Annotated in this window: 11 protein-coding genes; all 11 read right to left on the bottom strand. The window is 62.3% G+C overall.

The genetic code is table 11. The annotated features are described in order from the left end of the window. Positions 1-63 precede the first annotated feature (63 nt). The 11 genes from trbL to AAFG16_RS09045 all read right to left on the bottom strand — a co-directional run bounded on the left by trbL (position 64) and on the right by AAFG16_RS09045 (position 12253). The gene (trbL, locus tag AAFG16_RS09095) at positions 64-1293 is read right to left on the bottom strand and encodes a P-type conjugative transfer protein TrbL (RefSeq protein ID WP_342738881.1); all 1230 of its coding nucleotides are present in this window, start codon (positions 1291-1293) and stop codon (positions 64-66) included. After that, a complete protein-coding gene (trbK-alt, locus tag AAFG16_RS09090) occupies positions 1290-1661 on the bottom strand; it encodes a putative entry exclusion protein TrbK-alt (protein ID WP_092220464.1) in 372 nt (123 codons plus the stop codon). The genes trbL and trbK-alt overlap by 4 nt, the downstream gene beginning before the upstream one ends. After that, a complete protein-coding gene (trbJ, locus tag AAFG16_RS09085; protein WP_342738880.1) occupies positions 1661-2389 on the bottom strand; it encodes a P-type conjugative transfer protein TrbJ in 729 nt (242 codons plus the stop codon). Before trbJ ends, trbK-alt begins: the two co-directional genes overlap by 1 nt. After that, the gene (trbE, locus tag AAFG16_RS09080; protein WP_342738879.1) at positions 2386-4827 is read right to left on the bottom strand and encodes a conjugal transfer protein TrbE; all 2442 of its coding nucleotides are present in this window, start codon (positions 4825-4827) and stop codon (positions 2386-2388) included. The genes trbJ and trbE overlap by 4 nt, the downstream gene beginning before the upstream one ends. 10 nt (positions 4828-4837) lie before the next feature. Next, positions 4838-5101 (bottom strand): VirB3 family type IV secretion system protein, encoded by a 264-nt coding sequence (locus AAFG16_RS09075; protein ID WP_172789584.1) that lies wholly within the window; start codon positions 5099-5101, stop codon positions 4838-4840. Continuing rightward, on the bottom strand, positions 5101-5424 hold the full coding sequence (locus AAFG16_RS09070) for a TrbC/VirB2 family protein (protein ID WP_342738878.1): 324 nt from the start codon (positions 5422-5424) through the stop codon (positions 5101-5103). The genes AAFG16_RS09075 and AAFG16_RS09070 overlap by 1 nt, the downstream gene beginning before the upstream one ends. Before the next feature lies 1 nt (position 5425). Further along, positions 5426-6340 carry a P-type conjugative transfer ATPase TrbB gene (gene trbB / locus AAFG16_RS09065; RefSeq protein WP_283084395.1) on the bottom strand — a complete coding sequence of 305 codons (915 nt, stop codon included), beginning with the start codon at positions 6338-6340 and terminating at the stop codon, positions 5426-5428. Positions 6341-6569: 229 nt separating this feature from the next. Continuing rightward, positions 6570-7898 (bottom strand): MFS transporter, encoded by a 1329-nt coding sequence (locus AAFG16_RS09060; protein ID WP_342738877.1) that lies wholly within the window; start codon positions 7896-7898, stop codon positions 6570-6572. 134 nt (positions 7899-8032) lie between these two features. Next, a complete protein-coding gene (locus AAFG16_RS09055; RefSeq protein WP_271604454.1) occupies positions 8033-8458 on the bottom strand; it encodes a CopG family transcriptional regulator in 426 nt (141 codons plus the stop codon). Between the two features lie 6 nt (positions 8459-8464). Next, a complete protein-coding gene (locus AAFG16_RS09050; RefSeq protein WP_342738876.1) occupies positions 8465-10453 on the bottom strand; it encodes a conjugal transfer protein TraG in 1989 nt (662 codons plus the stop codon). Positions 10454-10489: 36 nt separating this feature from the next. Beyond that, entirely contained in the window at positions 10490-12253 is a 1764-nt protein-coding gene (locus AAFG16_RS09045; protein WP_342738875.1) for a DUF3363 domain-containing protein, read from the bottom strand. Positions 12254-12405 lie beyond the last annotated feature (152 nt).

The raw sequence follows: 12405 nt of genomic DNA, 5'->3' as shown, positions 1-12405 counted from the left end.
TATCGAGTGATCGGTTTCAAGTCGTGCGGTGGCTCGGATTTTGAGGCGCTGTAGGGTGAGGTGTCAGCGCTCTCCTTCAGACAAATCGACGGATGAGCCGCTGCCACTATGATCGCCTGAGCGGACCGCTTGGCCGGCTGCTGATGCACCGTGCCGAATAGTCTCGGCACGCTTCATGCGTCGCGCCCAATCGGGTTGCCCTTCGGCCGAAGTGCTCGCGGCCGACGCACCGGTTTCCCCACCTCCGCCGAGTGCGGCGGCTGCACGACGCAACGGGCTCATGGCAGCCGAGGCGCCAGCCTCGGCAACGCCAGCAATGCCTCCGCTTCGATAGGCGGCGGACGCTCCACTCCAGACGGCGCCCCCGCCGCGCGCGGCCCCAGCAATTGCGCCGCCAGCGAGACCAACACCGCCGGCGGCAAGACCCGCGCCCGCCGCAACAATGCCACCGGCAGCAAGGCCCGTTCCAACCGCGGCACCGGCACCGAGCTGAGGTCCGCCCGACACCAGGCCGTTTGCAATACCCGGACCGAAGATACCGAGGCCCAGCAAGGAGAGCGCCGCGAGCACCAGTGTCATCGCGTCCTCGATGGTTGGCTGATTGCCGCCAAAGCCAGCGGTGAACTGCGAGAACAGGGTCGATCCGATCCCGACGATGACGGCCAGGACCAAGACTTTGATTCCGGAGGATATGACATTGCCCAGGACCCGCTCTGCTGCGAAGGCGGTCTTGCCAAACAAGCCAAACGGAATGAGCACGAAGCCGGCAAGCGTCGTGAGCTTGAACTCGATCAGGGTGACAAAGAGCTGGATCGCCAGAATGAAGAAGGCGAGCAACACCACGACCCAGGCGAACAGGAGAACGACGATCTGGACGAAATTCTCGAAGAAGCTGATGTAGCCCATCAGGTTGGAGATCGAGTCGAGCAGCGGACGGCCGGCGTCGAGTCCGACTTGAGCGATCTTTCCCGGCCGCAGGAAGTCCGACGCGGAGAGACTTGTGCCAGATGCCTTCAAGCCAAGACCGGCAAAGCTCTCGAAGACGATGCGCGCCAAGCTGTTCCAGTTGCCGATGAGGTAGGCAAAGACGCCCACGAAGAGCGTCTTCTTGACGAGACGGGCGATGATGTCCTCGTCCGGCCCCCAACTCCAGAACAACGCAGCAAGCGTAATGTCGATCGCGGCAAGAGTCGTGGCGAGATATCCGACGTCACTTCGCAGCAGCCCGAAGCCGTTATCGATATAACGCGTGAACGCTTCCAAGAACTGGTCGATGATCCCCGTACCCGTCATGGCTTGCTCGCCTCGGGCGTCACCGGTTGCGGATATCCTTGCGGGATCCGGCTCTGGTCTTTTGGGGCGGGCGCCAACGTTACGGGCGGTTCCTCTTGGCCTGGAACAGCGGCACCGGCTTTCTTGCCCAAGAAGCGTCGCCGGTTTTCGGCCCAAACGCCCTTACATTGCCGATAATCCGCTGTTTCTTCCGGAGTGACGCCGCGGCAGCGCGCGAGGTCTGAGCTGGTTGCATCGGTCGTCTGCTCCGCCTTCGGTGTCGGCGGAGAATTGTCTCCGCCACGCAGCTGAATCGTGCAGGCCGCGACGGCTACTAGGCCGATTGTCGTAAGCAGCGACAAAGCCTTGAATGCCTTTAAGTCGGTCATTAGTGGAACATCTGCACGTTGGATGATTGATAGCCCTGCCCAGGTGTCAGGAAGCGCCGAAGTTGTTCTCGTCCCTGATCCTGGGCCGAGGCGCGCTGAGCTGATTCAAGACTCTGCGCCCGGCCTTGCGCCGTCACGACAGCGGTGAGGTCGGCGAGCTGCTGCGCGTTCAGCGCAAGGATCTGATTGCCAGCTTGCGTTGCCTGCAGAGCGCCGCTAGCGCCTTGGCTTGACGTTACGAGCGCGGACGTCTGGATGCGGTTAGTGTCGAGATTGTCAACGATGCCGGCTTGGACGCGAAGCGCGTCTTGTGTTGCCGCGTAAGTATTTTGCCACCGCGATTGAGCGTTGGTGACCAGCAACTGGCTGGATTGGTTTCCAGCGGCCGGCGCGTAGTTCGTCGAGAACGCGCGATCGATCTGCTGGACGTCGTAGGCAATGCGCTGGGCCTGGGCCAACAATTGCTGGGTCCGCTGGATGGAAGATTGCAGTTGCTGTAGCGACGAGTACGGCAGGTTTGCCAGGTTCTTCGCCTGGTTGATCAACATCTGTGCCTCGTTCTGCAACGAGCTGATCTGATTGTTAATCTGCTGCAGCTCTCGTGCGGCAGTCAGGACGTTCTGAACGTAGTTGTTCGGATCGAAGACGATCAGCGCGCGCGCGGGCGAGGCGGCGCCAAGCAGGAGAGAGATGGCGATAGCGGCCGCCAATGGACTAAGACGCCTCACTGCGATTTCTCCAGATTGATGAGATTGGGGATCAGGTCGGCGGCCCAGGCGATGCCACGGTGCTGTAGCCAGGCCGAGACAAAGCCGTCAGGTCCATGTTCGGTGACGAGCTGTGTGATAGCAGCCTGGTCTGCCTTGGAAGAGGCTGCGGCGAATGCGAGCGCGACCTCACCAAGCCCAAGTTCGAACATCCGGTTGCCCCGACGCGACTGACAGTAGTAGTCGCGCTTTGGTGTTGCCCGGCTTAGAAGCTCGATCTGGCGGTCATTGAGGCCGAAGCGGCGGTAGATGGCCGTGATCTGCGGTTCGATTGCCCGTTCGTTCGGCAGCAACAATCGCGTTGGACAGCTCTCGATGATCGCCGGCGCGATCGCGGAGCCATCGATGTCCGACAGCGACTGGGTGGCGAAGATGACGGACGCGTTCTTCTTCCGAAGCGTCTTCAGCCATTCCCGGAGCTGCCCTGCAAAATCGTCATCATCGAGGGCAAGCCAGCCTTCGTCGACAATCAGGAGTGTTGGCCGGCCGTCGAGACGATCACCAATGCGATGGAAGAGGTACGCCAGCACGGCCGGCGCAGCACTCGTTCCGATCAAGCCTTCGGTCTCGAATGCCTGCACCGAGGCCTCGCCAAGGCGCTCGAATTCAGCATCGAGCAAGCGCCCGGATGGACCGCCGAGGCAATAAGGTTGCAAGGCGCGTTTCAGGGAGTTCGATTGCAGCAGAACCGACAGGCCCGTGAGGGTGCGCTCCTCCCTCGGCGCCGAGGCAAGAGACGTCAGCGCCGACCACAGGTGATCCTTGACCTCCGGGGTGATCTCAAGCTTTTCTCGCGCCAGGATCGCGCCGATCCATTCCGTCGCCCACCCCCGCTCGACGGAATCGTCGATCCAGGCCAACGGTTGCAGGGCGACGGGGTTCTCGTCTCCGGCAGACAGCGCACCGCCGAGATCATGCCAGTCGCCATTCATGGCGAGCGCGGCCGCCCGGATTGAACCGCCGAAGTCAAACGCAAAAACCTGAGAGTTCGGATAGCGGCGGAACTGTAGCGCCATCAGCGCGAGTAGCACTGACTTGCCAGCGCCTGTCGGCCCCACCACGAGGGTATGACCGACATCGCCGACGTGGAGTGAGAATCGGAACGGCGTTGATCCCCCGGTCTTGCCGAATAGAAGCGGCGGACCCTTGAAGTGGAGGTCCCTCGCCTCGCCTGCCCAAATGGCCGACATCGGAATCATATGGGCGAGGTTGAGGGTCGATACGGGTGGCTGCCGCACATTGGCGTAGACGTGCCCCGGCAGACTGCCGAGCCATGCTTCAACAGCGTTGACCGTCTCGATCATGCAGGTGAAATCGCGGCCCTGAATGACCTTCTCGACCAGCCTCAGCTTTTCATCGGCAGCACTGGGATCGCGATCCCAGACGGTAATGGTCGCAGTAACAAAGGCTTGTCCGATCTGATCCGACCCCAGCTCCTGCAACGCCGCGTCGGCGTCCAGCGCCTTGTTGTGGGCGTCGGTATCGAGCAACGTCGACGCCTCGTTGGTCATGACCTCCTTGAGGATGGCGCCGATGGATTTTCGCTTCGCGAACCACTGACGACGTATTTTGGTCAGCAGCTTGGTGGCGTCGGTCTTGTCGAGCATGATCGCCCGAGTCGACCAACGATACGAGAACGGCAGGCGATTCAGGTCGTCCAGGATTCCCGGGGTCGTGGCGCCCGGAAAGCCGGCAATCGTCAGGACCCGAAGATTGGCTGAGCCCAACATGGGCTCTAGCCCGCCGGTCAACGGCTGGTCGGCCAACAGCGCATCGATATACATCGGAATTTCTGGCACCCGAACGCGGTGGCGCTTGGTCGAAATCGTCGAGTGCAGGTAAGTCAGCGTGTCCTGGTCATCGAGCCAGGCGCATTCGGGCATGAACCCTTCAACGAGCTGCAACACGCGGTCGGTTTGATCGATAAACCCGCGGAGCACCTCGCGCGCGTCGGCGCCAACAGTCCGATCGCGGCCCTCATAGAGCAGGCGCTCTGCCCTGGCGGCTCCCTCCTCCGGCGGCAGATAGAGGAAGGTCAGGAAATAGCTGGACTCATAGTGAGCCCCAGCTTCTTCGAACTGGGCTCTACGTTCGGCATCGACCAGCGCGGACGCGACGTCCGGAAATGTACCCGGAGGATATACCCCAGCAAAATGACGCTGCGCCTCGACGAATACGGCCCAGCCGGATCCCAGGCGACGAAGTGCGTTATTCAGGCGACCGGCGACGCCGACAAGTTCAGCCGGTACCGCGCTGTCGAGGTCGGGTCCCCGGAACTTTGCCGTCCGCTGGAACGAGCCGTCCTTGTTCAGGATGATTCCCTCGTCGACGAGGGCTACCCAAGGCAGGAAGTCGGCGAGACGCGCGCTGGAATGGCGATATTCGGCAAGATTCATCATGATCATGAGCTCAGGCGTTGAGATGGCCGGGAATGCGCAGATGTCTGCGCACCACATCGACAAAGGCGGGGTCGCGCTTGGCGGCCCAGACGGCGGCCATGTGGCCGATGAACCAGAGGACAAGACCCGCGATCCAGAGCCGCAGTCCGAGTCCAAGGGCCGCGGCAAGCGTGCCGTTCACAATGGCGACCGACCGCGGCGCGCCGCCCATCAGGATCGGCTCGGTGAGTGCGCGGTGAACGGGCACGACAAAGCCTGCGACCGGCTCATCCATCAGATCACCACGCCGCCGCCGAAGGAGAAGAACGACAGGAAGAAGCTCGAGGCGGCAAACGCGATCGACAGTCCGAACACGATCTGGATCAACCTGCGGAAACCACCTGCCGAGTCCCCGAACGCGAGCGTGAGCCCGGTCACGACGATGATGATGACGGCGATGATCTTGGCGACCGGCCCTTCCACCGACTGCAGGATCTGATTGAGTGGCTGCTCCCACGGCATGTTCGAGCCAGCCGCCCATGCCGGCGGGGCTGCCACAAGCACCGCGCCGAAGGCGGCCAACGATGCACATCGAAGAAAGCGAAATTGCTGACGCATGTCAGTCTCCTGCTGTTGAAAGGCTGTAGTCGCCGGCGGCCCCGAGCCCGGTGACGAGGGCGAGCTCAGCGAGGCGACGATCGGCGCCGCGGCCCGCAAGGACGGCGACGAGGTTGATGGTCTCGGCGATCAGGGCGCGCGGAACCGTGATGACGGCTTCCTGGATGAGTTGCTCGAGCCGCCGCAGCGCACCGAGCGCAGTCCCAGCATGGATGGTACCGATGCCGCCGGGATGGCCGGTGCCCCAGGCCTTGAGCAGGTCGAGTGCTTCGGCACCTCGGACTTCGCCGATCGGAATGCGGTCAGGACGCAGTCGAAGGGACGAGCGGACAAGATCCGACAGCGTGGCCACACCGTCCTTGGTCCGCAGCGCAACGAGATTGGGCGCCCTGCACTGTAGCTCGCGGGTGTCTTCGATCAGCACGACCCGATCGGAGGTCTTCGCCACCTCGGCCAGAAGCGCATTCGTCAGGGTTGTCTTGCCGGTCGATGTCCCACCGGCGACCAGGATGTTCTTCCGTGCGACGACCGCGTTCTGCAGGATCTCGGCCTGCTCCGAGGTCATGATTCCCCTGGCGACGTAGTCGTCGAGCGTAAACACGGCGACGGCGGGCTTGCGGATGGCAAAGGCCGGTGCTGCAACGACCGGGGGTAAGAGTCCTTCGAAGCGCTCACCGGTCCCGGGCAGTTCGGCTGATACCCTCGGCGCACCGGCATGCACCTCGGCACCGACGTGATGTGCTACCAGGCGGACAATGCGCTCGCCATCGGCTGCGGAGAGAGTTTCGCCTGTGTCGATCAGGCCACTCGACAACAGGTCGACCCACAGCCGTCCATCCGGGTTGAGCATCACCTCGATGATCGCGTCGTCTTCGAGGTAGCCGGCAATCGCAGAGCCAAGTGCGCTGCGCAGCATTCGCGCACCGCGCGAATTCGCTTCCGATTGAATGGAATGGATTGTCACCGCTCGCCCCCACGAATGAGGACGCCCAAAGCGCGTCCTCAGATGGGGATGATTAGAAAATGCACCAATGCACTTAGCGCAACAAGCGCTTTCCGTGATCGTAGGCTGGCGTGGAAAAAGAAAGACTGAAAACTGGTATTTGACGGCTACTCAGTCGCATTGGCTCAGCGCGAGCTGCTGTTCACCACTCCGCATCGTCATCAGCAGGCAGGAGGACGACCGAATCCTCATACAGGCCAACTGACTCAACAGCGTCGGAGATATTAGCAGGCATGAAGAAAGAAATTGAACTCATCCATGAGGCGACGGATCGGCGCCAAGGCAGCACGAACCAGGCCAAGGCCGCGATCTGCAGTGCGACGTTGAGGCCGAACGCGACTTGATAGGCCTGGACCGGCCGATGACCACCGATCGCGGTCCATTGCTCAAGGATCAGGCCTGTCGCGTATTGTGCCAGAAAAGCCCAACCAAAGTGCAAGACGTTCAAGGCGCCGTTGGCACGACCGGCAAGCTCCGGCGGAAAGTAATCTGCTATTACCGCGAAGCTGACCACCGTTGCCGTTCCGGCAATTGCGACAACGGACCAGGGCAAGATGGACGGCAGAGGCACTCGCAGGATCAAAGCTAGCTCGGCTGCGACAAACAGCACCGCAACCGTCGCTAATACCGTCTCCGCCCCGATGCCCCTTCGTTTGACGTAATGGACGGTCATCCCGAACAACAAGGCGCCGCAGCTCAAAACGATCGACATTATGAACAGCTGTCTTACGAGACTTGCGCGATCAAGCCCCTCCACGTCGGTCAGCCATGGTGATGCCCACAGTCCTTGCAGAGACCAGGCTGATCCAATGCAGGTCGCCGAAAATGGGGCCACTCGCCAAAAGCGACGATCTGCAAAAACGGAGCCAAGGGTGGCGCGCGTTGTTGATGGCACAATGCCTCGTTCGGGCACCACGACATAGATGAGAATGGCCGTCGCACCGGTGGCGGCCGCCAGAATCTCAAAGAGCTGCCGCCACCCCATCCAAGCGAGTAGGTGTTCGATGGGAGCCGTAGCAGTCACCGCTCCAAGTGATCCCAGCATGATCATGTAGCCGTTCAGCAAGGCAACTCGTTCCCTGGGGAACCAAAGGATGATGGATTTCAGACCTGCCATCAGTGCCGCTGCCACACCAAGCCCGATCATTGCGCGCGCGATCAAAAGTGACAGGAAGTCGGTCGATACCGCGAACAGTCCCGCGCCGATGGCTGCGAGCAGGAGCAGAACACTCTGGACGCGGCGCGGACCAAAGCGATCCAACAAAATGCCGACCGGGATCTGAGCCGCCGCGAACACCAGGAAATACACTGACGTAAGCAACCCGAGGTCGGCAGCCCCAAGCCCAGCATCCGAGATGAGATGAATGGCGATCAAAGCGTTGATCGTTCGAAACAGATACGAAAGATAGTATCCAACCGCAAACGGGAGAAATACGCGCGCGGTGAGGCGCCATGCCCCTGAAATCTGCATGCTGACCCCTGTTGCTGGCAGCTCGCGCAAGCCGATAGCGTGACCAGCTTTTCGTCAGTTCAGCAAAATCGCTGCGGGCGTAGGCTAGCGAAGAAAAAGAAGGACTGGCGAAATGGCCTGCCTACGTAGTTCAATCAGGTTTCTTCAACCGTCTCCTGACTGCGGATATCTTCCGGAATCTCGCGCAGAAAGCTTTGGCCCTTTTGCAAGCGACGCCCAAGCGCCTCGACAAATCCTTCGAAGCGCTCCCTGCCCTTTGCCTGCGCGGCCGCCTGTGCATCGTTGGGCAACGGTGGCGTAATAGTCAGCCAGAACCGAATGAACAGAGCCAAGGTCTCCGCCGTCAACCCAACGTCGCGCTCGAGCCTCTGCATCTGACGCGACAGCCGGTCGAGGCGCCGGGTAAACGCGGCCTCTCGCCGATCAGCGCCGTCCGGCGATAGAAACGAAGCGACCGCAGCTTCCACGATCGCAGACCGAGAAAGCTTCTTGCGATCGGCAAGCTCCGAGATCTGTTTCAGAAGCTCTGGCGGGAAATAGACATTCATCCGGTCGCGCATATCGCCTCAGAGCTCCATACCGTCATTTGGGTCCATGGCGACTTGACGGGCGACACCGCGCATCTGTTGGCGTATGAGCCGGGACTGGCGGACAGCGTCCTCGTCATCGTCAAGAACGGTGGCAAATTCCTCTGCCGGCGTTGGTTCGGTCGTCTCCTTGACGATTGCAACGTGATCAGGGAGTTCGGGCTCACGACGGAGCCCGCTATTCGCCGTGTCTTCCTCGGCCTCCGCGGCTCTGTCAGTTGGACCTGCCGTCGGCTTCAACGGTCCGAGCCCTGACCATCCGTCCGTTCGCACTGATCGGCCGGCCATCGCCGGGTCAGGCGGCGGCAAAACCCGCTCGGTGAATCGCCGATCCTCGTAGTAGCGGACCTTCTTCGCCCGGATCGGCGCCGTCCCCGCCACCATGACGATCTCGTCCATCGGCGGAAGCTGCATGACCTCGCCCGGGGTCAGGAGCGGCCTTGCTGTCTCCTGGCGCGAGACCATCAGGTGCCCCAGCCAGGGGTTCAATCTGTGCCCGGCATAATTCTTCATCGCTCGCATCTCGGTCGCGGTGCCCAGTGCGTCGGACACCCGCTTGGCAGTTCGCTCGTCATTGGTCGCGAAGCTGACCCGGACGTGGCAGTTGTCGAGAATGGCGTTGTTCGGCCCATAGGCCTTCTCGATCTGATTAAGCGATTGCGCGATCAAAAAGCTCTTGATGCCGTAGCCCGCCATGAAGGCCAGCGCGGACTCGAAGAAATCAAGCCGGCCTAGTGCCGGGAACTCGTCGAGCATCATCAGGACTCGATGTCGGCGATCGCGGGCGTGCAGATCCTCGGTCAGGCGCCGGCCGATCTGGTTCAGCACCAGCCGGATCAGGGGCTTGGTCCGCGAGATATCGGAGGGCGGCACGACGAGGTAAAGCGTCGTCGGACGGTGATCAGCGATCAGGTCGGCGATCCGCCAGTCACAGCGGCGGGTCACCTGGGCCACGACGGGATCGCGATAAAGCCCAAGGAACGACATCGCGGTGGACAGGACGCCGGAGCGTTCATTCTCGGACTTGTTGAGCAGTTCTCTCGCGGTCGAAGCGACCACCGGATGGGCGCCCTGCTCGCCAAGGTGCGGCGTGGTCATCATCGCCTTCAGCGTCGCCTCGATGGGCCGCTTCGGGTCGGACAGAAAGGCGGCCACGCCAGCCAAGGTCTTGTCCGCCTCGGCATAGAGGACGTGGAGGATGGCGCCGAGCAGGAGCGAATGACTGGTCTTCTCCCAATGGTTCCGCTTGTCGAGTGAGCCTTCGGGGTCGACCAGGACGTCGGCAACGTTCTGCACATCGCGAACCTCCCATTCCCCGCGCCGGACCTCGAGAAGCGGATTGTAAGCCGAGGATTTCGAGTTGGTTGGGTCGAACAACAGGACGCGGCCATGCCGCGAGCGGAAACCCGCGGTCAGTTGCCAGTTCTCCCCCTTGATATCGTGCACGATGGCCGAACCCGGCCAAGCGAGAAGAGAGGGTACAACGAGGCCAACGCCCTTACCTGAACGGGTGGGTGCAAAACACAACACGTGCTCCGGCCCATCATGGCGGAGGTAGTCGCAATCGAGCTTGCCCAGTACCACACCATCCGGACCGAGAAGTCCGGCCGCTCGAACCTCTTCCGCATTAGCCCAGCGCGCCGACCCATAGGTCTCGACATTCTTGGCCTCGCGGGCCCGCCAGACCGACATGCCGATCGCCACAGCGATCGAAACAAAGGTCCCCGACGACGCGATGAAGGCTCCCTCGACAAAGACCTGAGGCGCGTAGGCATCGTAGACGAACCACCACCAGAAGAAGATCGGCGGATAATAGATCTTGAAGCCCAACAGTTCGAACCAGGGCCGGCCAAGCTCGGGCTGGTAGGCAAGTCGCCAGGCCGTCCACTCGGTTGCTCCCCAGATGGCCAGCAAGACGATCAGGCCGACAATTATCACCTGTCCCCAGAGGATTTTGGTTCCGGACATTCCGAGCGTCCTTCCGCAACTGAATTGGCGAGATTGCTAGAGGCCGAGGTCGCGCTTGCGACCAAAGCCCCATTCGATACCACCGCCGTCCTTCACGGCACCGGTGACGTGTTGGCCGAGCCTCTTCTCGAGTTCGCGCGACCAGGGCACGAGCTGGAAGCCGAGCCCATTATCGATCATGGCGAAGCGTCCCGAGGCGAGCGTCAACCGCTGGCGATACGTGCCCGCCACATGCTCCCCAGAGGCGGCGTTCACATGAGGCAAGCCGGTGTCGGCCGAGACTTTTGCTGCCACCTCCTCCACCTCACGCCGGCGCAACGTGTTCAGGAGGTCCCGCTGCAGGATGACGCGTTGGCCCTGCCGCCGTGCCAGGCCCTTCTGGATCAGATGCTCGGTACGGGCTCCCAGGGCGTCGCGGGTCTCGCGGCCGAATCCGCCCATGGCGAGCGGCATGGGGTCGCGTTCGACCAGCCTGTGGTCGAGCCAGGTTGCGCCCTTCGCGGTGACCTGCTCGGCTAGATCGAGGTCAGAGCGGATCGCCAGCACCACGGTCGTCCGCGGATCGCCGGCCTGACCGAAGCGTCGGACTTCGACGATGCCCCCGACCGGCGGTGCGTGGTCGAAGGCCTCGATCCCGCGGAAGCGCACGTGGTGTGCACGTCCGTCTGTTCCGTCGATCAAGGCGTAGGCCTCGCCAGTCAGTTCGTCATGCAATCCACGGCCGACCAGCCGTCCGATGATTTGGGACGTCGGCTGTCCACCCTCGATGACGAAGTCGGCAATGCCGCGCGCTTCACCACGCTCGGTAAAGGCGCGGTGCATGGTCTTGATGATGTCGCCGCGCATGCCAAGGTCGCGCAAGCTGCGCTCGGCTTCGAGCCCGACCATCCACTCCCCCAGCCCGGCGGAGGCAGCAAGGCCCATCTTCTCCAGGTGTTGAAGGCGGCCGACCATCAGGCGCCGGATATCGGGATCGGACTTGCCGGGATGCTCTGGGCGAAGATCGATGTAGCCGGTCTCGTCGGCTGTCAGCCGGATCTCCCGATCAAGCCGCGTCCATCGTTCCGCGATGACTTCCCTCTCGAGCGAATTGCGGATATCGTGTTCCGGTTTTGGACCCAGTTCGATCGCGACCAGTTCTTCGGCGCGTGAACGGAGGCCCCGGCTGATATAGTCACGGGAGATGACGAGATCCGCCCCCTCCTCATCTATCCCCCGAACGAGAAAATGGACGTGGGGGTTGTCGGTATTCCAATGACCGACGGCCACCCAATCGAGCCGCGTGCCGAGATCAGTCTCCATCTGCCTGGCGAGATCGCGGGTGAAGGCCTTCAGATCGGTCATGTCGCCGGCATCCTCCGGCGAGACGATGAACCTGAAATGATGCCGGTCATCATTGCACCGTTCCGCGAAAGCCGCGCTATCGGCGCGGTCGCTGCTGGCATCGAACATCTCGGCCCGCTGGCCACTCCGGGTCACGCCGTCGCGCTTCAAATATGCGACGTGGGCTGTCAACGGCGCTGAACGGAAAGCCCGCCCTTTGTGACGAACCACGCGCGCCTTCACCACAACGCGCCGCGTCGGGCTGAACAATCTGGCGCGGCTAAAGGACAGCCGGCCGCGGCCAAACGTCGAGCGCCCATAGGCGGCCGAACGCCTGCCGGTCCCGGTCTGACCCGAGGTGTGTCCGGCTTTCTTCGCGGCGCGTAGCACCTGGTTGATAAAGCTCTTCGGCTTCGGAGCGCGAGTGCTGCGGATGCGCCCGGGCCGAATACGCAGATCGCTGTCGCCTGCGGTCACAGGCGGCCCTCCAAGCGGGCGAAAGCGCCTGCAGTGCCGAGATTGTCCTTGATTGCATTGTTCAAAATGCAAGGCGCGGCACGGGCCCCGACCGACCGGCACGCCAGAACCCAAGCCATGCCAATGGCTTGCGGTTCGACCGGCGAGCCCCT

This window comes from Bradyrhizobium sp. B117 (assembly GCF_038969555.1).
Taxonomy (GTDB): domain Bacteria; phylum Pseudomonadota; class Alphaproteobacteria; order Rhizobiales; family Xanthobacteraceae; genus Bradyrhizobium.
The sequence above is the reverse complement of the archived record's forward strand: the minus strand, read 5'-3'. Positions and strand labels throughout refer to the sequence as shown.